Source organism: Pseudomonas sp. HD6515, assembly GCF_024971855.1.
In the GTDB taxonomy this organism is placed as follows: domain Bacteria; phylum Pseudomonadota; class Gammaproteobacteria; order Pseudomonadales; family Pseudomonadaceae; genus Aquipseudomonas; species Aquipseudomonas alloputida.
Genome location: NZ_CP079827.1, coordinates 80,735 through 103,924 on the forward strand (window position 1 = coordinate 80,735; position 23,190 = coordinate 103,924).

General features: G+C 61.5%; 22 protein-coding genes. 13 read left to right on the forward strand and 9 right to left on the reverse strand.

All coding sequences use genetic code 11. The annotated features are described in order from the left end of the window. Window positions 1–133: 133 nt before the first annotated feature. Window positions 134–766: a ribosome biogenesis GTP-binding protein YihA/YsxC gene (gene yihA / locus KW568_RS00405; RefSeq protein WP_003252993.1), complete on the reverse strand. Its 633-nt coding sequence runs from the start codon at window positions 764–766 to the stop codon at window positions 134–136. Between the two features lie 201 nt (window positions 767–967). Here yihA and KW568_RS00410 point away from each other — a divergent pair, with 201 nt between their 5' ends. The 7 genes from KW568_RS00410 (at window position 968) to KW568_RS00440 (ending at window position 8,199) form a co-directional block, all read left to right on the forward strand. Next, window positions 968–1,270: a cytochrome c5 family protein gene (locus tag KW568_RS00410; RefSeq protein ID WP_003252992.1), complete on the forward strand. Its 303-nt coding sequence runs from the start codon at window positions 968–970 to the stop codon at window positions 1,268–1,270. A 31-nt stretch (window positions 1,271–1,301) separates the two neighbouring features. Further along, window positions 1,302–1,919, forward strand: a complete 618-nt coding sequence (locus KW568_RS00415; protein WP_003252989.1) for a cytochrome c — start codon at window positions 1,302–1,304, stop codon at window positions 1,917–1,919. A gap of 151 nt (window positions 1,920–2,070) precedes the next feature. Beyond that, window positions 2,071–2,703, forward strand: a complete 633-nt coding sequence (gene dsbA, locus KW568_RS00420; protein ID WP_003252987.1) for a thiol:disulfide interchange protein DsbA — start codon at window positions 2,071–2,073, stop codon at window positions 2,701–2,703. Between the two features lie 12 nt (window positions 2,704–2,715). Continuing rightward, window positions 2,716–3,570, forward strand: coding sequence for an endonuclease/exonuclease/phosphatase family protein (locus KW568_RS00425; RefSeq protein WP_003252985.1), 855 nt, complete (start codon window positions 2,716–2,718; stop codon window positions 3,568–3,570). Window positions 3,571–3,597: 27 nt separating this feature from the next. Further along, entirely contained in the window at window positions 3,598–5,535 is a 1,938-nt protein-coding gene (locus tag KW568_RS00430) for a GGDEF domain-containing protein (protein WP_003252982.1), read from the forward strand. 77 nt (window positions 5,536–5,612) lie between these two features. Then, window positions 5,613–6,401, forward strand: coding sequence for an N-acetylmuramoyl-L-alanine amidase (locus KW568_RS00435; RefSeq protein WP_014861523.1), 789 nt, complete (start codon window positions 5,613–5,615; stop codon window positions 6,399–6,401). A gap of 199 nt (window positions 6,402–6,600) precedes the next feature. Then, entirely contained in the window at window positions 6,601–8,199 is a 1,599-nt protein-coding gene (locus KW568_RS00440) for an EAL domain-containing protein (protein WP_004575251.1), read from the forward strand. 14 nt (window positions 8,200–8,213) lie between these two features. Here KW568_RS00440 and KW568_RS00445 read toward each other — a convergent pair whose 3' ends face one another. Both KW568_RS00445 and algB read right to left on the reverse strand, forming a co-directional pair. After that, window positions 8,214–9,995, reverse strand: coding sequence for a KinB sensor domain-containing domain (locus KW568_RS00445; protein WP_003252975.1), 1,782 nt, complete (start codon window positions 9,993–9,995; stop codon window positions 8,214–8,216). After that, the gene (algB, locus tag KW568_RS00450) at window positions 9,992–11,338 is read right to left on the reverse strand and encodes a sigma-54-dependent response regulator transcription factor AlgB (protein ID WP_003252973.1); all 1,347 of its coding nucleotides are present in this window, start codon (window positions 11,336–11,338) and stop codon (window positions 9,992–9,994) included. The genes KW568_RS00445 and algB overlap by 4 nt, the downstream gene beginning before the upstream one ends. A gap of 210 nt (window positions 11,339–11,548) precedes the next feature. Here algB and KW568_RS00455 point away from each other — a divergent pair, with 210 nt between their 5' ends. From KW568_RS00455 to KW568_RS00480, 6 genes are all read left to right on the forward strand, one after another. Continuing rightward, window positions 11,549–12,370, forward strand: coding sequence for a BON domain-containing protein (locus KW568_RS00455; RefSeq protein WP_004575250.1), 822 nt, complete (start codon window positions 11,549–11,551; stop codon window positions 12,368–12,370). 172 nt (window positions 12,371–12,542) lie between these two features. Next, window positions 12,543–12,833, forward strand: coding sequence for a hypothetical protein (locus KW568_RS00460; RefSeq protein WP_003252968.1), 291 nt, complete (start codon window positions 12,543–12,545; stop codon window positions 12,831–12,833). Window positions 12,834–12,876: 43 nt separating this feature from the next. Then, window positions 12,877–13,038 (forward strand): DUF1328 domain-containing protein, encoded by a 162-nt coding sequence (locus KW568_RS00465; protein WP_003252966.1) that lies wholly within the window; start codon window positions 12,877–12,879, stop codon window positions 13,036–13,038. A 2-nt stretch (window positions 13,039–13,040) separates the two neighbouring features. Further along, the gene (locus tag KW568_RS00470) at window positions 13,041–13,511 is read left to right on the forward strand and encodes an inhibitor of vertebrate lysozyme family protein (protein WP_004575249.1); all 471 of its coding nucleotides are present in this window, start codon (window positions 13,041–13,043) and stop codon (window positions 13,509–13,511) included. Between the two features lie 743 nt (window positions 13,512–14,254). Continuing rightward, window positions 14,255–15,583, forward strand: coding sequence for a glutamate/aspartate:proton symporter GltP (gltP, locus tag KW568_RS00475; RefSeq protein WP_003252957.1), 1,329 nt, complete (start codon window positions 14,255–14,257; stop codon window positions 15,581–15,583). A gap of 147 nt (window positions 15,584–15,730) precedes the next feature. Then, window positions 15,731–16,960 carry a nucleoside recognition domain-containing protein gene (locus KW568_RS00480; protein ID WP_003252955.1) on the forward strand — a complete coding sequence of 410 codons (1,230 nt, stop codon included), beginning with the start codon at window positions 15,731–15,733 and terminating at the stop codon, window positions 16,958–16,960. Here the strand turns inward: KW568_RS00480 and KW568_RS00485 are convergent. The 6 genes from KW568_RS00485 to KW568_RS00510 all read right to left on the reverse strand — a co-directional run bounded on the left by KW568_RS00485 (window position 16,942) and on the right by KW568_RS00510 (window position 23,164). Next, window positions 16,942–17,577, reverse strand: a complete 636-nt coding sequence (locus tag KW568_RS00485; RefSeq protein ID WP_003252953.1) for an ABC-type transport auxiliary lipoprotein family protein — start codon at window positions 17,575–17,577, stop codon at window positions 16,942–16,944. The two genes, KW568_RS00480 and KW568_RS00485, sit on opposite strands and share 19 nt — an antisense overlap. Next, window positions 17,574–18,512, reverse strand: a complete 939-nt coding sequence (locus tag KW568_RS00490) for an MlaD family protein (RefSeq protein WP_003252951.1) — start codon at window positions 18,510–18,512, stop codon at window positions 17,574–17,576. The genes KW568_RS00485 and KW568_RS00490 overlap by 4 nt, the downstream gene beginning before the upstream one ends. A gap of 3 nt (window positions 18,513–18,515) precedes the next feature. Next, window positions 18,516–19,307 carry an ABC transporter ATP-binding protein gene (locus tag KW568_RS00495; RefSeq protein WP_003252949.1) on the reverse strand — a complete coding sequence of 264 codons (792 nt, stop codon included), beginning with the start codon at window positions 19,305–19,307 and terminating at the stop codon, window positions 18,516–18,518. Further along, window positions 19,304–20,437, reverse strand: coding sequence for an ABC transporter permease (locus tag KW568_RS00500; RefSeq protein ID WP_019750146.1), 1,134 nt, complete (start codon window positions 20,435–20,437; stop codon window positions 19,304–19,306). The genes KW568_RS00495 and KW568_RS00500 overlap by 4 nt, the downstream gene beginning before the upstream one ends. A gap of 201 nt (window positions 20,438–20,638) precedes the next feature. Next, the gene (locus KW568_RS00505; protein WP_003252945.1) at window positions 20,639–21,664 is read right to left on the reverse strand and encodes a DUF5924 family protein; all 1,026 of its coding nucleotides are present in this window, start codon (window positions 21,662–21,664) and stop codon (window positions 20,639–20,641) included. A gap of 93 nt (window positions 21,665–21,757) precedes the next feature. Then, the gene (locus KW568_RS00510; protein ID WP_004575248.1) at window positions 21,758–23,164 is read right to left on the reverse strand and encodes a pitrilysin family protein; all 1,407 of its coding nucleotides are present in this window, start codon (window positions 23,162–23,164) and stop codon (window positions 21,758–21,760) included. Window positions 23,165–23,190 lie beyond the last annotated feature (26 nt).

Genomic DNA, 23,190 nt, shown 5'->3' on the forward strand with positions numbered 1-23,190 from the left:
TGTCCAACCCCGATCAGGTGTAGGAGCGGGTTTACCCGCGAATACGGTAGTGGCGGCAACGGTGAACGGCGGGTGGAGAGCAGGCCCGGCCCTTTTGCGGGCAAACCCGCTCCTACGGGTCAGGCGCAAAGCATTAAATGACCGGCTTGTCTTCCAGTTCCATCCAGTCTGCCAGCACTCGGTAGGCGTCTTCCACGCCCAGGCGCTTGGGTGCCGAGAACAGCTGGATGGTCACGCCATCCCCCCAGCCCTTGCGGATTTCCGACTGTACTTTCAGCAGTGTGTTCTTGCCCGCGCCGTGGGTCAGCTTGTCGGCCTTGGTCAGCAGGATGTGCATCGGCATGCTGCTGGCCTTGGCCCAGTCGAGCATCATCTTGTCGAAGTCGGTCATCGGGTGACGCACGTCCATCATCAGGATCACGCCACGCAGGCACTCACGGCTGCCCAGGTAGGCTTCCAGGTGTTTCTGCCAGTGCTGCTTGAGCGGAATCGGGACTTTTGCATAACCATAGCCCGGCAGGTCGACCAAACGCCGTTCATCGTCCAGACTGAAGAAATTCAACAGCTGGGTGCGTCCGGGAGTTTTCGAGGTACGCGCCAGGCTGGCATGAGTCAGGGTATTGAGGGCGCTGGATTTGCCGGCGTTGGAACGGCCGGCAAAAGCCACCTCGTAGCCCTGGTCGTCCGGGCATTGTTCGACCTTGGCTGCGCTGAGGGCGAATTTGGCTTTCTGGCAGAGGCCGAGGATGGGGTTCTTGACTTGCATGGGATATCCGATGTGGGTGTTGCCTGACTTTGTAGAGCCAAGCCTGGCAAGCGGTGTCGTTTCCGTTTGGATGGCGGAAGTATATAATGCCCCAGTTTTTGTGTGCTCATTCTCCCAGCGAAGGAGAACGGGCATGGGGTGTCGAACAATAGCTCGCGCAACAGAACGCAGCGCGGCCCCCAACCCTGAAGGTCGTTCCGCATGGCGAAATGGCTGCTTGCTGTCGGTATGTTCCTGCCGTTTTTCAGCGCACAGGCTACACAGGATCCCGAGGTGTTGTACAACCGCACGTGTGCGGCCTGCCACACCGGGCAGTTGCCACAGGCACCCAGACGGGGTGACCGGGCAGCATGGGAGCCAAGGCTGGCGCAAGGCATGGATGTACTGGTGAAGCACGTGACCCAGGGTTTCAAGGCTATGCCGCCGCGTGGATTGTGCATGGACTGCAGTGCCGAGGACTACCGTTTGGTCATCCTTTGGATGAGCGGCAGTCCCGATACATAACATTTCACCCTTAGCCGTGTTGGATTAGCTGATGAACAAACTAGTCGTGAGTCTGCTGTTGACCTTGGGTGTCGCTGGTGCGGCCACTGCTGCGCAACCTATCAAAGGCGATGCCGCCGCTGGCCAGGCCAAGACCGCCGTCTGTGGCGCCTGCCACAATCCTGACGGCAACAGCCTGGCACCGAACTTCCCGAAACTGGCCGGCCAAGGCCAGCGCTATCTCGAAAAACAACTGCACGATATCAAGTCGGGCAAGCGTACCGTGCTGGAAATGACCGGCATGCTGGCCGCATTCAGCGACCAGGATCTGGCCGATATCGCCGCCTACTTCTCCAGCCAGAAAGGCAGCGTGGGTGCCGCCGATCCCAAACTGGTCGAGCGCGGCCGTGCGCTGTTCAATGGTGGCGACCTGGAAAAGGGCATGCCGGCCTGCACTGGCTGCCACTCGCCTAACGGCGCGGGCATCGCCCTGGCCGGCTTCCCGCACCTGGGCGGGCAGCACTCGCAGTACGTGGCCAAGCAGCTCACTGATTTCCGCGAAGGCAACCGTACCAACGATGGCGATGCCATGACCATGCGCACCATCGCTGGCAAGCTGAGCAACCATGACATCGAAGCGTTGGCCAGCTACATCCAGGGCCTGCATTAACTTTCGGTTAATGTTGTAGGTCAATGATGAAAGGGCGGCCGGGCTGCCCTTTTTTCCGTCCGCAGCCGTTACACTACAGAACTCGAGCCCTTCCCGGCCTGTCTCAGTGCAGGTCGCGTCGTGGCGACCCATGACTGCTCAGGAGTAAAGCATGCGTAAACTGATTCTCAGCGCTGCGCTGGTCGCCGCCAGCGTATTCGGTATGACTGCCGTTCAGGCCGCCGAGCCTGTCGCCGGCAAGGAATACATCGAGCTGAGCAACCCTGTTCCGGTTTCCGTGCCTGGCAAGATCGAAGTCGTCGAGCTGTTCTGGTACGGCTGCCCACATTGCTACCACTTCGAGCCGACCATCAACCCTTGGGCTGAGAAGCTGCCCAAGGACGTCAACTTCAAGCGCGTACCGGCCATGTTCGGTGGCCCGTGGGATGCACACGGCCAGATGTTCCTGACCCTCGAAGCCATGGGCGTCGAGCACAAGGTGCACGCGGCGGTGTTCGATGCCATTCAGAACCAGCACAAGCGCCTGACCGACAAGAACGACATGGCCGACTTCCTCGCCACTCAAGGTGTGGACAAGGACAAGTTCCTCGCCACCTTCGACTCGTTCGCCATCAAGGGCCAGGTCAAACAGGCCAAGGAATTGGCGAAGAAGTATGAAATCACCGGCGTACCGAGCATGGTCGTCAACGGCAAGTACCGCTTCGACCTGGGGACTGCCGGCGGACCGGAAGGCGTGCTGAATGTCGCCGACCAGCTGATCGACAAGGAGCGCGCTGCCAAGTAGGCGGCGTCACCCATGCCCCGCTTCAGAGCTACGCGTGGCATTGGCCTGCACGAGCCGCAGGTCAACGAGCATCACCTGCAGGCCCCGGGCCTGCCCGAGGATGGTCGTCTGCGGCTGCTCAGTTTCAACATCCAGGTGGGCATAAGCACCGAGCGCTACCGCCATTACCTGACGCGTAGCTGGCAGCACCTGCTGCCGCATAACGGCCGTGCCGGTAACCTGCAGAAGATCGGCAGGTTGCTGGGCGACTTCGACCTGGTGGCCCTGCAGGAAGCCGATGGTGGCAGCCTGCGCTCGGGCTACGTCAACCAGGTCGAACACCTGGCCCACTTGGGGGCCTTCCCCTATTGGTACCAGCAGCTCAACCGCAACCTTGGGCGTTTTGCCCAGCACAGCAACGGTGTGCTCAGCCGCCTGAAGCCGCAACTGCTCGAAGACCATCCGTTGCCTGGCCCGGCCGGGCGAGGTGCGATTCTGGTGCGGTTTGGCGAAGGCGAAGATGCGCTGATAGTGGTGATGATGCACCTGGCATTGGGGGCCAAGACCCGCGCCCTGCAGTTGGGTTATATCCGCGAGCTGATAGGCGGTTACCGTCACCAGGTGCTGATGGGTGACATGAACACCCATGCCACCGACCTGCTGGAGCATTCGCCACTGCGCGACCTGGGCCTGGTCGCCCCGCAAGTCGAGGCCACCTTCCCCAGCTGGCGACCGCAGCGTTGCCTTGATCATATTTTGCTCAGTTCAAGCCTCACGCTGGAGCGTGTCGAGGTGCTGGCGCAGCCAATTTCGGACCACCTTCCCGTTGCTGTCGAGATTCGATTGCCTGATGCATTGACTGTGGATACGCTGCCGGTTTTGAGCTAATTGCCATCACCGTTTGCGGACCCGGGCATGACTGAAGACGCTGAGCGCTGGAAAGAAAAATACCTTAAAAGCATCGAGCAGCAAGAAAAGCTCGAACGCCGTTGGGATGCCCGTCTTGACCTGCTGCGTCGAGGCCTGGTGCGCAGCACCCTGGCTGCTGAAGGCAGTGACAAGGTGGTAGACGAGTGCATGAAGGAAATGCGCGATGTCATTCGCAGCGACAACATGGACGCCGGCCTCGCCGGCTTGATTCCGCGCCTTGAGAAAGCGGTACTGGATTCCGAACAGCGTCGCGAAACCCGCATGAACCAAGTCAGCGATGCGCTGACCGCACTGGTTGGCCAACTGCAAGGCCTGCCCCTGCCCAGTGATATCTCGCGGCCATTGAAAAAACTGGCGAAGAAGCTCGACGGCGGGGTTGCCCAGTCACGCGAGCTGCCGCCGCTGTTGGGCGAGTTGAGCGGCTTGCAGGGGCGCGCGCTGTCGGCCCTTGGCAAGCCGGGTGAAGAAGCCCGACCCGGGTTTCTGCAGCGGTTGTTCGGAAGCCGCGAGGAAGATGCACAGGCAGGAGCAGAGCTTGCGCCGGTGGCGTTGCCTGCTGCCGAGGTTGTGCCCCAGGCAGCCGGCAGTGCCGAGCCCTCGCGGCCCGATGACGTCGATGCGCTACAACCGTTGCCGGCCCCTGCTGCTCCGACTGCCGAGGTGGCCGAAGCGCCCGAGCTTGAGCTGGAGGCATTTGGCCCAGCGCTGATCGAAACGGCCGAAATGGCGCCAGCCCCGTTGCCAAGGGACAAGGCGCTATTGCCGGAAGCTGCAGTTTCCGCCAGCGAGCCATTGGCTGAGGCAGAACCCTTACAAGCCCTTGAAGAAACCTTTGGTGAAGACGGCCCCTATGCCCTGCCCTACGCAGTGGAGCCGCCTTACAGCCAGGTTGCCGCGCACATCGAGCAGACCCTGATCGGTCTGCTCGATGACCTTAGCCTGCCCGAGCGCCACAAGGCTCAGGCGTTGGAAATGCGCGAGCGGGTTGCTCGCGGCTTGAACTGGTATGAGCTGATCCCAGTGCTGGATGACTTGGCAGTACTCATGCTGGCGATCACCGACAGCGGCCAGCACGAATTCGAAACCTACCTGCAGCAGCTCAATGAACGCCTGGAAGGTTTCCAGAGCCACCTGCACGAGGCCAGTGCCGGTCACGCGGACAACAGCACCGCTGCCCGCGAGCTGGATAGCCAACTGCGTGAGCACGTCGACGGCCTGCAAAGCAGCGTGCAAGGTGCCGCCGATGTAGACAGCCTCAAGCACATTCTGGAAAACCGCCTGGAAGGCTTGCTGCTGACCATGGACGAGCACAAGCACGAGCGTGATCGCCGCGAGCAGGAACTGGCCGGTCGCCTGCAGGGCTTGTCGGAGCGGGTGGCGAGCATGGAGCATGAGGCGCTTGGCTATCGCGAGCACCTGGAAGAACAGCGCCAGAAAGCGCTGCTGGACCCGCTCACCGGCCTGCCCAACCGTGCGGCCTGGAGCGAGCAAGTCGAACGCGAAATGCTTGACTGGCAGGAAAACGGCGGTCATCTGGCGATGGCGATTCTTGACCTGGACCATTTCAAACGCATCAACGACAACTATGGTCATCTGGCTGGGGACAAGGTCCTCAAGATCGTGGCCGACCAGTTGCGCAAGCGTCTGCGGGGCCGGGATTTCATCGCCCGTTTTGGCGGCGAGGAATTCGTCTTGCTGCTGCCGCAGACTACGCCCGCAGTCGCTGCGCAAATGGCCGAGGTGTTGCGCGCCACAGTCGAAGCCTGCCCATTCCACTTCAAGGGTGAGCGGGTAGTGATCACCACCTCCATCGGCCTGGGTGCATTCCGTTCTGGCGAACGCAGCGACCAGGTGCTCAAACGAGCCGATGCAGCGCTGTACCGGGCAAAGGATCAGGGGCGTAATCGCGTCGAGCAAGGCTAGCCAGCCGCCGTTTCCTCGGCAGGCACAGCGCAGGTGAGCACGTTATACTGTAGCGCTCATACGCTGAGGCCACTGACGTGCTTTCCACGCTTAAAAAAACCTTGATTTCCTTTTTGCTATTGTCTGTCGCCGGTTGCTCGACGGGCCTGCGCATCGACCGCAGTCACCCTTCGGTCAATCAGGACAACCGCATCCAGTTCGTTGTCCTGCATTACACCAATGCTTCGCTGGAGCGCTCCCTGGCGCTGCTTACCCAGGGTGAAGTCAGCAGCCATTACCTGATCGGCGATGGCCCGGCTACGGTGTATCAACTGGTGGATGAAAACCGTCGTGCCTGGCATGCCGGTGATAGCCAGTGGCAGGGGCGCACCTGGCTGAACTCCTCGTCCATTGGTATCGAGATCGTCAACCCGGGCTTTACCGACACCCCGAACGGCCGGGTCTGGCACCCTTACAGCGAGGCGCAGATCCAGTCGCTGATCGCGCTGCTCAAGGACATTGTCAAACGCAACAACATCGAACCACGCCATATCATCGGCCACAGTGACATCGCCCCGCTGCGCAAGCTGGACCCGGGGCCATTGTTCCCGTGGAAGCGCCTGGCCGATGCCGGGCTGGGTATCTGGCCGGATGCTAACGCCGTGGCACGGCAGCAAGCCTACTTCAGCGTCAACCCGCCAAGCGTTGGCTGGTACCAGCAGGAGCTGGCACGGTTTGGCTATCAGATCGAGCAGACCGGCGTGCTGGATGTCGCCACACGTCATGTGATTGCCGCCTTCCAGATGCGCTTCCGCCCGCAGCGCTTCGACGGCATGCCGGATGCACAGACAGCAGCGATGCTGCAGGTACTTAACCGCATGCGTTGAGTCGTGGCGGGCGAGGTACTTGTTGCAGCAGCCTTGCGCTACGAAGAGGCGGGTTTGGTCGACGCGGTTTATTAACGTTCTCATCGCAGCCACAAGGCTGCCTCTACAAAGAGCGTGGGTGGATTGCAGCGAAGCGCCAAACGGTGAGGGTGATTATTGATTCCGTTGCTATACCTTGGTTATCAACTGGATGCCTTCGATGTCAGCCTTCATTGCCTTGCTGCGCCAAATTTTTTACCGCCCCTGGATGCTGGCCACTTTGGCAGCGCTGGCCAGCGCCGCCGTGTTGCTCTCTGCCAGCATTGGCATTGCCCTGCACCAAATGAAGCAAAGCGAAAGCGAACAGATGAATGCCCAGGGCGAGCGTTTTCTGGACCGGCTCGAACAGGTGTTCGGCCAGTTGCGCGAAGGGGTAGACCTGCTGCAGGCCCAACCCTTGCGCGGCTGCAGCCCGGCGATGCTGGCAGCCCTGCAACAGGTTGGCCTGAGCTCGCGGTTCATCTATGAAGCGGCTTATGTAGATGACAATGTTGCCTGCTCCAACCGCGGTGATGAGCGAGCGTTCGTTCCCTTGCGGGCGCCAGATATCCAGGGGCCGACGTACAGCTACTGGCTTAACACAACCACCGAGCCGAACGAGAACCTGGCAGCACTGATGCTGGGCCGGGGCAAGTTTCTGGTGTCCACCTCCCGTGGGCATTTGACCGATGTGGTGGACCTGCCTCCGGGCGGCAGCCTGGTCGTGGTGCTGGATAACGGCGCCCGGGCCATTCCGGTGCTTGGCCCGCCACAGGTATGGCCTCCGCCCTCGGCCTGGTCGACCAGCCACAAGTCGCTGCTGGAACTCAGTGATCGGCTGATCTACCGAATGCCGACCAAGTCGCCGGATTACCAGTTGGTGCTGATTGCCCCGAGGGCCAGTCTGCCGCTGAGGATGAACGGCATGCTCTGGTTGCTGTTCCCCGGCAGCGTGCTGGCGGCCTGCTGCATCGGTTGGTTGGTACTGCAGTTGATTCTGCAACGACGGTCGATGAGTTCAGAGTTGCAGAATGCCTTGCGTCGTGGAGAGCTGCAGGTGCTCTACCAACCCATCATCGAGCTCGACAGCCGGCGCTGTGTGGGCGCCGAGGCCTTGGTGCGCTGGCGCCGCCCGGACGGCACCCTGACCAGCCCGGACCTTTTCATTCCGCTGGCGGAGAATACCGGGCAGATTCGCCAGATCACCGACTTTGTCCTGCAGCGTGTGCTTGAACAGCTAGGTCAGCTACTGCGCTCGCACCCCAAGCTATACATATCGATAAACCTGGCGGCCTGCGATGTGATGGTGCCACGTATTGGCCGGGTGGCGGCGCGCTTGTTGGCTTTGCATCGAGTGGCGCCCAGCCAGATTGCCTTCGAGGTGACCGAGCGCGGCCTGATCGACGTGGTGGTCGCCCGTGACAATCTGCAGGCGCTACGCGCCGTGGGGCACCAGGTGCTGATCGACGACTTTGGTACCGGTTATTGCAGCCTGGCCTACCTGCAAACCCTGCCAGTGGACTGCCTGAAGATCGACAAGGCATTCATCGACGCTCTGGGCCACGATGCCGCCAGTAGCGGCGTGGCCCCGCATATCATCCGCATGGCCCATGACTTGCACTTGCGGGTAATTGCCGAAGGTATCGAGTTCGAGGACCAGGCAGTGCTGCTGAACAGCGAGGGGGTCAATTATGGCCAGGGCTGGTTGTTCGCCCGCCCGCTGAACGCCCGGCAGTTTGCCGAGTTGGTGACTCGCGGGCACCTGCCGCGGCGGGTGTAGGCGCGTTTAAGCAATCAGACCGGCAACGCCATGTAGAACTGTGTCCCCTGCCCCGGCCGGGAAAACACGCCCATACGCCCTCCGTGCAGCTGCACAATCTCCTTGCACAGCGCGAGCCCCAGCCCAGCACCGCCTTTCTTGCGACCTACCTGCACGAAAGGCTCGAAGATGCGCGCTTGCTGCCCATAGGAAATGCCCTCTCCATTGTCCTCGACGCTGATGATCACCCGTTCCGCATGCCGTCGGGCATGCAGGCGAATGCGCCCACCGTTGGCGGTATGGCGGATGGCGTTGTGCAGCAGGTTGTCCAGCACTCGATCCAACTGGGCGACGTCGGCCTGGATGCGCGGTAGCGGCGGGTCCAGTTCTTTGATCAACTCGATCTGCTTGTGCGCAGCGTGTTCGGCAAAGCGCAATTGCGCATGCTCCAGCAGGTCGTCGATGGCACAGGGGGCCAGCTCGAGCTTTTGCAAACCGCTCTGATAACGGGAGAAGTTGAGCAGGTCGTTGATCAGTTGGGTCAGACGCTGCATTTCTTCGCCGATGGTTTCCAGCAGGTCGTTCTCGCGGGCTTCGGGCGGGAACTTGACCCGCTCGCGCAGCAGGCCGAAGGCCATGTGCATGCCGGTCACCGGGGTGCGCAGTTCATGGGAGGCGCGCAGCACGAATTCGCTGCGCACTCGCTCGAAGGCCCTTTGCTCGGTTACATCGTGCAGCACCATCACTGCGCCGAGGATTGGCCCCTGCGGGTGGCTGACCGGGGTCAGGCTGTAGGTGAGCAGACGTGATTCGTCATCGACCTCCATGTTCAGGTCGTCCGGTGGGCGGTCGAGGCTGCCCCCGCGCAGAACCTGGCGCAGTTGTTGCTCAAGCTCGGGTCGCTGCAGGGCTTCGACCAGGCTGCTGCCCACGCGGCTATCGTTCCAGCCCAGCTGGCGCTGCGCCACCGGGTTGAGGTGCTCGAGGCGGCCCTGGCGGTCGATGATCAGCAGGCCGTCGTCGATGCTGTCGAGTACGGCCTGTAAACGCTGCTGGCCGGCCAGCAGCTCGTCAACGTTGGTGGCCTGGTGCTTGCGCAAGGCATCGGCCATCAGACCAAAACGGCGGGTCAGCTGGTTAAGCTCGGCGGCCTGGGTAACCGGCAACGTAACGTCGAAATTGCCCTTGCCTAGCTGGTCGGCCGCCTTGGCCAAGGCTTCGATCGGCTGGCCGAAACGCCGGGCGATATTGTGAGCGGTGATAAACCCCAGTACCAACACCACCAACCCCATCAGGCCGAGTACACCACTGACCAGCAAGGCGCGGTCACGGGTGCGCTCCTCGCTATGGGTAATCAGGTCCAATGCCTGCTTGTGGGAATCGATCAGGTCGGTGCGCACCTGATTGAACGCGGCCCCAAGCGGCTGATCGGCACCCATGCTGCGAGCGGGTGTGGCGCTGTCGCGATAGGTTTGGAGGAAGGCCTGGTAGTTGCTGCTGGCCTTGCTGAAACCGGTGCGCTCACCGCCTTGCTCCAGCCCTTGGTTGAGCAAGTCCTGGAAGTTTTCCTGCAGCAGCCGCAGGCTTTCCGGGGCGGTGTCTTCATCGAGAATCAGCATCAGCTGTTCGCCCAGGTTCTGGCGCAACTTCAGCCCCACTTCCAGGACATGGGTGGTATCGCGCACCAGTTGCTGTTGCACTGTAGCCATCTGCAGCATGCTGACCAGACCCAGCAGCAGCCCCAGCAACGCCACCGTGACGAGCGTCGAGATGCTGAGGAAAAGCCGCGTACGCAGCTTCATGGGCGGCCATTTCATAGGTTGTACTGCTTGCGCTTGCGGTACAGGGTAGAAGCATCGATGCCCAAGGTCTTGGCGGCTTGATCGAGGGTATCGCTGGCGGCCAGTACGGCACCGATATGGGCACGTTCCAGCTCATCCAGGCTAAGCGCGGCACCTACGCGTGGGGCATTGCCGGCGGGTTGTTCACCCATGCCCAGGTGGCTGATTTCCACTCTTTCCTGCGGGCAGATGATGCTGGCCCGTTCCACTACGTTGCGCAGTTCGCGAATGTTGCCAGGCCAGCGGTAGTTGAGCAGGGCGGTGCGCGCCTCGTCACTGAAACCGCGGGCGGGGCGGGAGTATTCCTTGACGAAGCGGGCAAGGAAGCGGTCGGCCAGGATGAGGATGTCTTCACTGCGCTCGCGGAGCGGGGGCAGGTGCAGGGTAATCACGTTCAAGCGATACAGCAGGTCTTCGCGAAAGCGGCTTTCGCGCACCATCTCTTCAAGGTTGAGGTTGGTGGCAGCCAGGATACGTACATCGGCACGTCGGGTAACCGGGTCGCCGACGCGTTCATATTCCTTGTCCTGGATGAAACGCAGCAGTTTGGGCTGCAAGGTCAGCGGGAAATCGCCGATCTCGTCGAGGAACAATGTGCCCCCGTCAGCCTGGCTGACCCGCCCCAGGGTGCTTTCGCTGGCGCCGGTGAAGGCGCCGCGGGTGTGGCCGAATAGCTCGCTTTCCATCAGCTCGGCGTTAAGCGACGGGCAGTTGATGGTCACGCAGGCTTTACGAGCACGCTTGCTCCAGCCATGGATGGCCCGTGCCAGTTCGCCCTTGCCGGTACCAGATTCGCCAAGGATGAGGATGTTGGCGTCCGTGATGGCGACTTGGCGGGCGGTTTCCAGCACCGCCATCATGGCCGGGCTATGGGAATCGAGGCCGTCCTTGGGTTTGCGTACTTCACCTTCCAGGGCTTCCAGGCGCGCAGAAAGCTGGCGCACCTCCAGTTGCTTGGCAGTGGCCAGGCGCAACTGGTCTGGGCTGCACGGCTTGACCAGGTAGTCGGCAGCGCCGGCCTGGATGGCATCCACTGCGGTGTCGATCGCTGAGTGCGCGGTGACGATCACCACCCGCATCCACGGGGCCTGGATACGCATCTGTGCCAGCACGTCGAGGCCGTTGTCTTCACCCAGGCGCAAATCGAGGAAGCATAGGTCGAACACCTGGCGCTGCAGTAGGGTTTCGGCCTGGGCGGCGCTGTTGGCCGTAGCCACGCTGTAGCCCTCGTCTTCCAGGCAGTAGCGGAACGTGCGCAGGATCGCGGACTCGTCATCCACCAGTAGAATGCGGCCTTGGTTGTCCTGGGCTGATTCCATTTCCTGTGCTCCTTAGGGAAAGATCTTTATTTAGTGTGGGAAAAATCGGGCAAGTTGCATGGTCAATTCTGAAGGATTCTGTCCTTTGCATGCTAGCCAGTGGCCAAACGATGTCTACAAGCCGTGATTCTTCAATGATTTGCTTAGAGGCACGCGCTGGCACATTGGTTGCGATGTTTTTCAGATTTTGCCCACGAAGGAGGCGCTGTCATGCCCTTTTCCCTGCGTACAGCCGTTTTGGCCGCCACCCTGCTGCCAATCTTTACCCCCGCATTCGCCGACCCTGTGCAGGACGCGCGCCTGGAAGGCGCCCTGCAAACCGCTTTGTCACTGAACCGCATGCTTGATTCATTTCGTATCAAGGTTGAAGTGGACGGCAAGCAGGCGCGGCTTTCCGGTGAGGTGGAGAACGAGGTCGAGCGGCAGCTGGCCGAGGACGTGGCCCGCGCTACCCGGGGCATCGAACAGGTGGAGAACCTGCTGCAGGTCAATACCCAACTGGTGGAGCGTCCACTGGAGTTGCGTGCCTACGCCCAGCGCCTGGAGGATGTGACCCTGGCGGCGGTGATCCGTGCTCGGCTGTTGTGGAGCCGTACCACCGAAAAGGCCCCTATAGAAGTACAAAGCAGTGAAGGTGTGGTGACGTTGCGTGGCAAGGTCGACAGTGCCGAAGCCAAGGAGTTGGCGGGCGTGGTAGCGCGTACTACCGACGGCGTGTACCTGGTCAACAACCTGGTCAGCCTCGATACCGCTGCCATGGCCAAAGCGCGGGAAACACCAGCGGGTGCGCCAACCGGGCCGCAGCCAAGCGACAGCTGGATCGTCGACAAGATCCAGAGCAGCTATCGCTTCAGTCGCAACCTCGATGGCCTGAACCTGAAGGTGGCCGGCGAAGCAGGCATGGTGCGGCTCTCGGGCGAAGTGGTTAGCGCGGAGCAGAAAACCATCGCCGTGGAGATCGCCCGGCAGATCATCGGCGTACGGGGCGTGGATGCTGACCTGCTGAAGGTGGCGACCAAGGTTGAAGGCTGATCGTGCAATTCGCACGACCGTACAGGCGCCATCGTGCAGGATACGTCCTCATGATGCATTCGTGTATTGGTTAACTCATTGATTTATAACGATTTTATTTAAATCAAAAGGCTGGCATGCAGGCTGCAATTACCTGTTCAGGTTGAACAAAAATTACAGCAGGAGAGCCAGCATGAACCGCCAATCCGTCAACCGCTCGCAGAGCGCCGCACTGCCTTTGCGCCAGATGCTGACACTCGGCATGGCGATGCTGCTGACCTTGGCCGCTGGCCTCTTCTATTACAGCTTGCAGACGGCGCGTCTGGCTGAGCAGGTGGCAGCTCAGACTGCCCTGTTGACGCAGATTCAGGCAACCCGTGCCAACACCTTGGTCAAGGCCGCTGACTGGCAGCCAGCTGGCCAGGCCATTGCCTCACCGGCCACTGTGGAAAAAGTTGTTCCCCAGGAACGCTGGGTTTTCTGACCAAGCGGCCGGATCGATTCCGCAAAAAGAAAGGAGAACTACCATGCTGAGTTGGGCTATCACTTTCCTCATCATCGCCATTGTCGCCGCCGTATTGGGCTTCGGTGGTATCGCGGGCGCTGCTACAGGTATCGCCAAGATCCTGTTCATTGTCTTCCTGGTGTTGTTTGTAGCCTCCTTCTTCTTTGGACGCGGACGAGGTTGAAGATGAGCAGGAAGCTTCGTTCAGCCGTGGTCGCCGCCCTGTTGCTGGGCGGCAGCGCGGCGGCCATGGCGGCCAATGACGGCCAAGTTCGGGTCGACCAGCTGCTCGGCTCGGACCCGGAGTACCGGGAAACCTGGCAGGACACCCTCGAAGGCGAGGAACGCCTGCCCGATTGGGTGGTCAATCTGACCGGCAGTGCCCAGGAGCAGATGTCTGCCGTTACGGAAGACGGCGACAAATACCTGGTCGGCCCGCTGTGCGAAAAACAGGACAACTGTACCTACAAGCGGCTGATCGTGGCGTTCAGTTGGGACAAGGATGATGCCTACGGGATGCTCGTGGAGGTACCCGAAGGTTTGCCGAGCGACAAGTCGCCCACCCGTCATGCGCAGTACCGCTGGCTGGGCAAACCTGACGACGGCATGAAGGCAATGCTGCAGGAGCAGCTCAAACGTGACCCGAACTGGTACTGAGCATTATTGCCGGCACGGATAAAAGGTCACTCACTGTCACGTAATAGAAGCTGAAGCTTTCTATAGTTCAGCCTTCTATGATGCGCCGCCCCGAGGAGGGGTAGCACATGACCAAGGGGTCGGGCTGTTCTGATTGTTTCAGGATCGGAGTGGCCTAGGGGTACAGGGAGTGCCTCCAGTAATGGGCCGGGTCAGGAAAGGCGGAATCGGAAGCCTCAGGTCGGCGGTGTCACAGGGATGCCTTGCCAGACCTGACTTCCGAGGAGCCATGTAGGAAACGTCGCTTCCCTTGCGCGTTTTTTCCCGTGGGACACATTTTGTCTCGACCGTACATCAAATTTTTTTCGACCTTCTTGGTGCTGCTACAAGTGGCATTTACGCCATTCGGATTGTCGAACAGGCCATCTTTCATGTCCTACCTGTCCCGCCAAATCTGCCGAAATATGGCGGTTTGGTCTTGTTCGGGATTCCGAATGTTATAAATCAAGCACTTGCGAAGCTGCCGGCTAGGTCGAAAACAGTATGCATAAACGGCATGGGCTATGCGTTTCAGGCATTAGCTTTCGCCCCTTGCCGTCGCAATAGTTGCCGCCTTTTTCGCTGGCCAGAGCGCCCGGTCGCTCGCCTGCGGTGTCCTTACATGACGTCGCCTGACGGAACCCTTACTGCCCGTGACCTTGCCTATGGCGCTGTTACGCGTGTTTCCGCCAGGTGCCATGACCACTAAAACAAAGGGTAAAGACATGAAGAAGGCAAAACTGAGCCTCGCCTGGCAGATCGTCATCGGTCTGGTCCTGGGTGTTGCAATCGGCGCGCTACTGAATCATTTCAGTGCAGAAAAGGCATGGTGGATCAGCAACGTCCTTCAGCCCGCTGGTGACATCTTCATCCGCCTGATCAAGATGATCGTCGTCCCGATCGTGATTTCGTCGCTGATCGTGGGTATCGCCGGTGTTGGCGACGCGAAGAAACTGGGCAGCATCGGCCTGAAGACCATCATCTACTTCGAAGTGGTGACCACGATCGCCATCGTCGTAGGCCTGGTGCTGGCCAACCTGTTCCATCCAGGTGCCGGCATCGACATGAGCACCCTGGGCACGGTGGACATCTCCAAGTACCAGGCGACAGCGGCCGAAGTGCAGCATGAGCACGCGTTCATCGAAACCCTGCTCAACCTGATTCCGTCGAACATCTTCGCAGCGCTGATGCGTGGCGAAATGCTGCCGATCATCTTCTTCTCGGTGATGTTCGGCCTGGGTCTGTCGAGCCTGCAGTCAGAGCTGCGTGACCCGTTGGTTCGTACCTTCCAGGCTGTTTCGGAAACCATGTTCAAGGTCACTCACATGATCATGAACTATGCCCCGATCGGCGTGTTCGCCCTGATTGCCGTGACCGTGGCCAACTTCGGTTTCAGCTCGCTGCTGCCGCTGGCCAAGCTGGTGCTGCTGGTGTACTTCGCCATCGCTTTCTTCGCCTTCATGGTGCTGGGCCTGGTTGCCCGCCTGTTCGGCTTCTCGGTGATCAAGATCATGCGCATCATGAAAGATGAGCTGATCCTGGCCTACTCCACCTCCAGCTCGGAAACCGTGCTGCCGCGGGTGATCGAGAAGATGGAGAAGTACGGTGCGCCAAAGTCGATCTGCTCGTTCGTGGTACCGACCGGCTACTCGTTCAACCTCGACGGTTCGACCCTGTACCAGAGCATCGCGGCGATCTTCATTGCCCAGTTGTACGGTATCGACCTGTCGTGGAGCCAGCAGCTGCTGCTGGTACTGACCCTGATGGTCACTTCCAAAGGTATCGCGGGTGTGCCGGGCGTATCGTTCGTGGTACTGCTGGCCACCTTGGGCAGCGTGGGCATTCCGCTGGAAGGCCTGGCCTTCATCGCTGGCGTGGACCGCATCATGGACATGGCCCGAACTGCGCTGAACGTTGTGGGCAACGCCTTGGCTGCATTGGTCATTGCTCGCTGGGAAGGCATGTACGACGCGGTCAAGGGCGAGCAGTACTACGCCTCGCTGCTGGCCGAGAAGCAGGAAGCTGCAGTGGTTGGAGAAACCGCCAAGCGCTGAGCCTGATGGCTGTTTGACCAAGAGCCCCGACTTGTCGGGGCTTTTTGTTATCTGCGAGATCTTGAGCCGCGCCTACAAAGGCTCGCGATCGCCAGTCACAGGCTGCGATACGCTATTATTCGGGCACTTTTCAGGGGGAACATACGGATGCTCAACGGCCTTTGGCTCGGCTTTTTCCTGGTGGCGGCGGTGTCCGCCATGGCCCAATGGCTGGTGGGTGGCAACGCAGGCATCTTCGCGGCAATGGTCGAAAGCATCTTCGCCATGGCCAAGCTGTCGGTCGAGGTGATGGTGCTGCTGTTCGGCACACTGACCCTGTGGCTGGGCTTTCTCAAGATCGCCGAAAAGGCCGGCATCGTCGAATGGTTGGCCAGGGTGCTGGGCCCGTTGTTCGCCCGCCTGATGCCGGAGGTGCCGCCCGGCCACCCGGCCCTGGGCCTGATTACCATGAACTTCGCCGCCAACGGCCTGGGACTCGACAACGCCGCTACGCCGATTGGCCTGAAGGCCATGCGCGCGCTGCAGGAGCTGAACCCTGGCAGCACCACCGCGAGCAACGCGCAGATCCTGTTCCTGGTGCTCAACGCCTCGTCGCTGACCCTGCTGCCGGTAACCGTCTTCATGTACCGGGCGCAGCAAGGCGCACCAGACCCGACCATGGTGTTTCTGCCAATCCTGCTAGCGACCAGCGTCTCGACCCTGGTAGGTCTGCTGTCGGTGGCAGTGATGCAGCGTTTGCGTCTGTGGGACCCGGTGGTGCTTGCCTACTTCATCCCCGGCGCTTTGCTGCTGGGAGGCTTCATGGCTTTTCTTGGCACCCTGTCGGCCGCCGCGCTGGCCAGCCTGTCGTCGCTCATGGGCAACCTCACGCTGTTTGGCGTGATCATGCTGTTCCTGGTGGTGGGCGCCCTGAAACGGGTGAAGGTGTATGAAGCCTTTGTCGAAGGCGCCACGGAAGGCTTCGATGTGGCCAAGAGCCTGCTGCCCTACCTGGTGGCGATGCTGGTGGCGGTGGGTGTGCTGCGCGCCTCTGGTGCCCTGGAGCTGGCCCTGGACGGTATCCGCCATGCGGTGAACTGGATGGGCCTGGACACGCGCTTCGTCGAGGGCTTGCCCACCGCGCTGGTCAAGCCGTTCTCTGGCAGCGCAGCGCGGGCAATGCTGATCGAGACCATGCAGACCCAAGGCGTGGACAGTTTCCCTGCCTTGGTGGCAGCGACGATTCAGGGCAGCACCGAAACCACCTTCTACGTACTGGCCGTGTACTTTGGTGCCGTGGGCATCCAGCGCGTGCGCCATGCGGTCGGTTGCGCACTGCTGGCCGAGTTTTCAGGGGTGGTCGCGGCGATCTTCGTCTGCTACTGGTTCTTCGCCTGAACCTTCAGCTGTGCCTGGTTGGCCTGGGCAATGGTCCAGCTCACCACCTGCCCCACCAGCTGGTCGCTGGCCAGACCAAAGCCGGCGACTACCGCTGACACTTGCTTGTCGGCAAGCGGCTGGCGAATCTCGAAGCGCTTGCTGGCCTGGATGCGCTGGTCGCGCCCCTTAACCAGACGCGCATCGTAGCGGATCACCACCTCCACCGCCCCGCCCGGGCGGTACTCACTCTGAAACGCCTGCAGCTCGCCAGCCAGCTCGTAGTCGGCTTGCAGGTTACTGTCGTCAGCGCTCAGGCGCTGCACCTGGCCGTCACGCTGGAATCCATCAAGCAGGCGGTTGCGCAGCAGCACCGGAGCCGCATCGCTCCAGCGTGCGCCCTTGTAACTGCTTATCACATCGCCTTGGGGAATGACGGCAATGCGCGGCCCGGCCAACACTTCACTGGCCAGCGGCTTGTTCAGGCGCAATGACCACTCCAGCGGCGGCGCTGTGCGGCTGGGCTGGTTTACTGGCAGGCGATAAAGGTCCACAGGTTCGCTCTTCGGCAGGATCGAGCAGGCACTGACCAGGCTCATCGAGGCCGTCAGGGTCAGCAGGCGCAGCGACAGATTCATGGCTGGAACTCCTTGTTGTTGTCGCGGCCAAGCAGGTAGCCGCTCGGGTCGGCCTCCAGTTGCCGGGAAATGCCTTTAAGCGCGTTAAGGGTTTCGCGCAGTTCACGAATGGCCGGGGCGAGCTGGTTCAGGCTCTGGGCGCCGTCACCGATAGCCTCGCTGTTGTTCTTGAGCAGGTTATTGATGGTTGCCGTGCTTTGGGCCAGTGACTGCATGGCCTGTTCGGCGCTACCGATCGCCTGTTTGCCTTCGCTACCCAGCAGGCCGTTGGCATTGCGCATCAGCGCCTGGGTTTCGGCCAGGGTGGCGCTGGCCTGATTACCCACCTTTACCAGCTGTTCGATGGCCTCGGCGATGCTGCCGTGCTGGCCGGCAAAGGCGCCGGTGGTCTTGTCGAGGTTGGCCAGCGTGTTGCTGAGGTGGCCTATGTTGTCCTCAGAGAACATCTGGTTGGCGTTATGGAGCAGCATGTTGATGTTGGTCACCAGGTCGCTGCTGTCGTTGAGCAGGCGCGAGATTGGCGATGGCGAAGCGATGATCACCGGCAGCTTGCCATCCTTGCCTTTAAGCTCGGGGCTTTGCGGCGTGCCGCCACTGAGCTGGATGAATGAGTTGCCGGTGACGCCGGCCAGGGTCAGCTTGGCCTGGGTGTCTTCCTTCACCGGGGTATCGGCGCTCAGGCGCACCCGTGCCAATACCCGGCGCGGGTCTTTCGGGTCCAGACGCAGGGTCGACACGTCGCCCACCTTGATGCCGTTGTACTGCACCGTGCTGCCTCGGGAAAGGCCAGACACGGCTTCGTTGAACACTACTTCGTAATCCTTGAAGGCGTCGTCGACACTGGACTTGGCCAGCCACAGGCCGAACAGCATGGCCCCGGCCACCACCAGAACGGTGACCAGGCCGATGAGGACGTGATGGGCTCGGGTTTCCATTGCTCAGCGCTCCTGCCCGGCACGGGTGGCAGCCTGTTCGGCGGCGCGCCCGCGAGGGCCGTGAAAGTATTCTTGGATCCAGGTGTCGTTGGTCTTCTCGACCTCGGCCAGCGGGCCGGCCACCAGGACTTTCTTTTGCGACAGCACCGCGATGCGGTCGGTGATGGTGTACAGGGTGTCGAGGTCGTGGGTGATCAGGAACACCGACAGCCCCAGAGCATCGCGCAGGGTAAGGATCAACTGGTCAAATGCCGCGGCACCGATCGGGTCCAGGCCAGCCGTGGGTTCGTCGAGGAACAGGATGTCCGGGTCCAGGGCCAGGGCGCGGGCCAGCGCTGCGCGCTTGATCATGCCCCCCGACAACGAGGCCGGGTACTTGTCGGCAGCCGAGATCGGCAACCCGGCAAGGGCCAATTTCACCCCGGCCAAGTGCTCGGCATCATTGCGCGACAGCCCGGCGTGCTCGATTAGCGGCAAGGCCACGTTTTCGGTCACCGTCAGCGAAGAGAACAGCGCCCCCTTCTGGAACAGCACGCCAAAGCGCCGCTCGACCAGTGAACGCTGTTCTTCGCGCAGGCCGGTCAGGTCCTGGCCGAACACCTTGATCTGCCCTTCATTGGGCCGGCGCAGGCCAATGATGCTGCGCAGAAGCACCGACTTGCCGCTGCCTGAGCCGCCTACCACGGCGAGGATTTCGCCGCGGTACAGGTCAAGGTCAAGGTTTTCATGTACCACCTGGCGGCCGAAGCGGTTGCAGATGCCGCGGGCTTCGATTACGCAATCCTGGCCACTCACCAGCCCATCTCCATGAAGAACAGCGCTGCCACCGCATCCAGCACGATGACCACAAAAATCGACTGCACCACTGCCGAGGTGGTGTGTGCCCCCACCGACTCGGCGCTGCCGCTGACCTTGAAGCCTTCCAGGCAGCCGATGGCGGCGATCAGGAAGGCGAAGAACGGTGCCTTGGCCAGGCCTACCAGGAAGTGCTGCACGCCAATGTCGCTTTGCAGCAGCGACAGGAACATGGCCGGCGAAATATCCAGCGTCAGGGCGCATACCACCGCACCGCCAACGATGCCGCAGATCATCGCGACAAAGGTGAGCAACGGCAGCGAAATCAGCAGGGCCAGTACCCGCGGCACCACCAGCAGTTCCATGGGGTTGAGGCCCAGCGTGCGGATGGCGTCAATTTCTTCGTTGGCCTTCATCGAGCCGATCTGCGCGGTGAACGCGCTGGCAGTGCGGCCGGCCATGAGAATGGCGGTCAGCAGCACGGCGAACTCGCGCAGGAACGAGAACGCAACCAGGTCGACGGTGAAAATGGTCGCGCCGAAGTCGGCCAGCACCGTGGCGCCGAGAAAAGCGACTACGGCGCCCACCAGAAAGGTCAGCAACGCAACGATGGGCGCGGCATCCAGGCCGGTCTGTTCAATGTGTGCCACCACAGGAGTGAAGCGCCAGCGATGTGGCTGGAAGGCGCGGCGCAGCAGGGTTTCTAGAATCACACCAACGAAACCAAGCAGTTGCATGCTGTCCTGCCACAGCGTGCCGACGGCGCAGCCGATGCGCTCCAGCAGCAACAACAGCACATTGCGCTCGGGCTCCTTGACCGGGATGCAGTAATCCTGGACCGAACAGTAGACATTCTTCAGCAGCGCCTGGCTGGCTTCAGGCAGCACGTGGGTGCAGCGCGACAGGCGCTCGGAGCCTAGCAGTTCGGCCAGCAGCGAAGCACCGGCGGTGTCCAGGCGGCCCAGCTGGCTGAGGTCGGCGATCGTGTTGGCAGCGCACTGCGTGCGCAGGCGCTCGCTCTCGCGCTTGAGGTTGGCGTAGTGTGCCAGGGTCCAGTCACCGGTAATACGCAGGCAGGCCGGTTGGCAGCTGGTGTCCAGGGTGGCGCTAGGGGTGGTCATAGGCTCCATGCAATTGACTCGGCGCTAAGGCTTAGGGGCTGATCATAGCGCAGGGGGCATGGGCTGTTTGGTGATTATGTGCTGTGTGTGCGCTTGGTAGCAGTGCCATGGCGCAGGCTTGTGCTGCGAAGAGCTCGTAAGCGCACACGGAAGTGGTGTGCTGTACCGGCCCTTTCGCAGCACAAGGCTGCTCATGCGCAAGGCAGGGGGTCAACTACCCGCGGGTGCATCATTGACCACCTTGAAGCGCAGCACGCCAATCACTTGCCCATCCTCGGTCAGCACCCTCACCTGCCACTTGCCTACCGGGTTGGGTGGGAAGTTCTGCTTGTGGGTCCAGGCCCGATAGCCTTCCTTGCGCCCGCCGTGGATGTCCAGGGCAATGCGGTCGACCTCTTGGCCGTCCTTCTGCCACACGTGGTAGATCCGCTCGTTCAGGCCGCGTGGCGCGTTGATGGCGGTGTAGGCATACAGGCCACTGCTGCGAATGCGGCTGGCGGCAATTTCGTCCAGCGAGTCGCCCGGTTGGCGGTTCATGACTTCGGTACTCACCGCCACCTCGGTCATCCACAGGGTTGCCGGCGGTACCCAGGAGCGCAGCAGCCAGCCACCGGCACCGACCGACAGGGTAACCAGCACCAGAGCCACGGCGCGGCGCCAGTTGTTGATCGGGAAGCTGCTGGCCAGGCTGGGGAATGACAGGGCCATGGCTGCGATCAGGGCCAGCTTGAAGCTTTGTGCGGTGGTCAGGTGCAGGATGATCGGTAGCGCGGTCAGCAGAGCGGCAAACAACGTCAGGGTATGCAGCGCCAGGAACAGCCAGCGCCGTGGTGCCAGCCACTTGTAGTACAGCGGGTCGGTGATCGAAACCAGGCCGGCGGCGCCGAGCAAGCCGGTGAAGACCAGCTGACCGCTGTTCCAGGTGGTGGTGATGAAAAAGAACGGCAGCACGAAGAACAGCGTTTCCTGGTGGATCATCTGCGTTGCATAGCGCAGCAGCGGCTGAGGGATCTCGCGGTTGAACGTGCGCGCGAACAGCCCGGTGAGGGTGTTCTCCAGCATCAGCCAGACCCAGCTGACCAGCATGAGCACGGCGACCCAGCTGGCCAGGCCAGCCTGGCGGTCGACCAGGATGAAGCTGCCGATACCGGAGAGGAAACCGCCGAGCGCAATGATGCCGGGGTAGCGCTTGAGGAGTTCGATGACGCGCTGGACGATATGGGGGATTTGGGGCATTGGGGGCTACAACAGAAAAGTGAGGTGGCTGTGCCAGCCTCTTCGCGGGCAAGCCTGCGAAAGGGTCGGTACTGGCAAAAGGATACCGCCGATTTACCGCTGCCGTGTAGCACCACTGGGCCGTTCAGGCCCATGCCGCCGCCAGCGCAACAGCCCCGCCGTCAGGCACAGCCCCGCAAGCAAGGCCATCAGCCCGTAAAGCTCGTCATAGCCTAGCAACGGCTTTTCGATGCGCACATAGCCATCTTCCTTGAGCAGATCCTTCAGTGCCTCGTTGGCCTGTTCCAGGCTGACTTGGCGCAGCTTGCGCACCGGGCTGGCAAAGCGCCCGTCGGTATAGTCGTTCAGCGCCCCCCAGTAGTAGTCGGCCAAGGCGCTGTTGCCTTGGGTGCTCCAGCTTTCCTTGGCGATGCTGGCTTCCTTGATGCGGGCGAAGGTGTCCGGGTCCAGGCCTTCCTTGCGCAGGTGGTCGAACAGGGCCTGCATCACCTTGACAGCCTTGTCGATGTCATCGCGCTCAAGGTCCGCATTGAGGCTGAGCAGGCCGGTGTCGCCAAAGCTTTCACGTTGCACGGAGGGGCCGTAGGACAGCCCGTTGCGCAGACGTAGCTGGTCGTACAGCGCCCAGTCCAGGTAGCGCGAAAGCAGGTCGAGGGTGGCTTGATGGTCGTTGTCCAGCACCGGCTCGATGAACAGCCAGTGCAATTTGACGCTATCACCCAGCCAGCCGCGGGTCAGGTTGCGACGCTGTTCGGCCTGTTGGCTGATGCTTTCAAGGTTGCGGCGCTCTTCGGGTTCAGTGGCGGGCAGTTCGCCGAAGGACCGCTCCAGATAAGCCGGAAGCAGGCGATCGAGGCCTCCGACCATGATCAGGGTCATGTTGTTGGCCGCGTACCAGCGGTCACGCAACGCCTGAACTTGCTCCAAGGTCATGTCGTCGAGGTTGGAGCGCTCCGGGCATTTCAGACCCAGCTCGGTGGCCAGCTGGTCGTTGGCGGGGTGGCCGATATCCTGGCGGTCGAGCCAGCGCTGCAGGTGGCCATAGTGGCCGCCATCCTCGCGCTCTATGATGCGCTTGGCGGTGGTCAAGGCCTTGGCGTCGATGGTGGTATCGCGGATGACTGCCAACAGCAGGTCGAGGACCTTGCGCTGGTTGCGCGCCGGGGCCTCGATGACAAAGGTGGTGTCGGCACTGCTGGTATAGGCGTTCCACTCGCCGCCGAGTGCTTGCAGGCGCTCTTCCAGCCCGCCTTCGCCTGTTTCGTCGATGCCACTGAACAACAGGTGCTCAAGCAGGTGTGGCAGCTCTTTCTGCTCGCAGTCGAAATCATCCAGGCCCACGCCGACCACTAGACGAATCGCCACATGGTCCCGTTCGTAGCCGTTTTTCAGGATGACCTGCAGACCATTAGGCAACAGGTAGCCTTCAACCCGCGAGCGGTCGAGGGCAAACGAGGGCAGGCTGCAGATCAGCAGGCAAACGAACATCAGGCAACGCATGGGCGAGCGAGGGTCCTCAGCTAGGA

What these genes read in the sequence shown, in the direction of transcription:
- KW568_RS00500 (WP_019750146.1), bottom strand. Translation starts at nt 20,437, where the DNA reads ATGGAGCCTATGACCACCCCTAGCGCCACCCTGGACACCAGCTGCCAA.
- KW568_RS00480 (WP_003252955.1), top strand. Translation starts at nt 15,731, where the DNA reads ATGCTCAACGGCCTTTGGCTCGGCTTTTTCCTGGTGGCGGCGGTGTCC.
- KW568_RS00430 (WP_003252982.1), top strand. Translation starts at nt 3,598, where the DNA reads ATGACTGAAGACGCTGAGCGCTGGAAAGAAAAATACCTTAAAAGCATC.
- KW568_RS00485 (WP_003252953.1), bottom strand. Translation starts at nt 17,577, where the DNA reads ATGAATCTGTCGCTGCGCCTGCTGACCCTGACGGCCTCGATGAGCCTG.
- KW568_RS00510 (WP_004575248.1), bottom strand. Translation starts at nt 23,164, where the DNA reads ATGCGTTGCCTGATGTTCGTTTGCCTGCTGATCTGCAGCCTGCCCTCG.
- KW568_RS00455 (WP_004575250.1), top strand. Translation starts at nt 11,549, where the DNA reads ATGCCCTTTTCCCTGCGTACAGCCGTTTTGGCCGCCACCCTGCTGCCA.
- KW568_RS00415 (WP_003252989.1), top strand. Translation starts at nt 1,302, where the DNA reads ATGAACAAACTAGTCGTGAGTCTGCTGTTGACCTTGGGTGTCGCTGGT.
- KW568_RS00410 (WP_003252992.1), top strand. Translation starts at nt 968, where the DNA reads ATGGCGAAATGGCTGCTTGCTGTCGGTATGTTCCTGCCGTTTTTCAGC.
- KW568_RS00470 (WP_004575249.1), top strand. Translation starts at nt 13,041, where the DNA reads ATGAGCAGGAAGCTTCGTTCAGCCGTGGTCGCCGCCCTGTTGCTGGGC.
- algB (WP_003252973.1), bottom strand. Translation starts at nt 11,338, where the DNA reads ATGGAATCAGCCCAGGACAACCAAGGCCGCATTCTACTGGTGGATGAC.
- KW568_RS00505 (WP_003252945.1), bottom strand. Translation starts at nt 21,664, where the DNA reads ATGCCCCAAATCCCCCATATCGTCCAGCGCGTCATCGAACTCCTCAAG.
- KW568_RS00445 (WP_003252975.1), bottom strand. Translation starts at nt 9,995, where the DNA reads ATGAAATGGCCGCCCATGAAGCTGCGTACGCGGCTTTTCCTCAGCATC.
- KW568_RS00465 (WP_003252966.1), top strand. Translation starts at nt 12,877, where the DNA reads ATGCTGAGTTGGGCTATCACTTTCCTCATCATCGCCATTGTCGCCGCC.
- dsbA (WP_003252987.1), top strand. Translation starts at nt 2,071, where the DNA reads ATGCGTAAACTGATTCTCAGCGCTGCGCTGGTCGCCGCCAGCGTATTC.
- gltP (WP_003252957.1), top strand. Translation starts at nt 14,255, where the DNA reads ATGAAGAAGGCAAAACTGAGCCTCGCCTGGCAGATCGTCATCGGTCTG.
- yihA (WP_003252993.1), bottom strand. Translation starts at nt 766, where the DNA reads ATGCAAGTCAAGAACCCCATCCTCGGCCTCTGCCAGAAAGCCAAATTC.
- KW568_RS00460 (WP_003252968.1), top strand. Translation starts at nt 12,543, where the DNA reads ATGAACCGCCAATCCGTCAACCGCTCGCAGAGCGCCGCACTGCCTTTG.
- KW568_RS00440 (WP_004575251.1), top strand. Translation starts at nt 6,601, where the DNA reads ATGTCAGCCTTCATTGCCTTGCTGCGCCAAATTTTTTACCGCCCCTGG.
- KW568_RS00490 (WP_003252951.1), bottom strand. Translation starts at nt 18,512, where the DNA reads ATGGAAACCCGAGCCCATCACGTCCTCATCGGCCTGGTCACCGTTCTG.
- KW568_RS00425 (WP_003252985.1), top strand. Translation starts at nt 2,716, where the DNA reads ATGCCCCGCTTCAGAGCTACGCGTGGCATTGGCCTGCACGAGCCGCAG.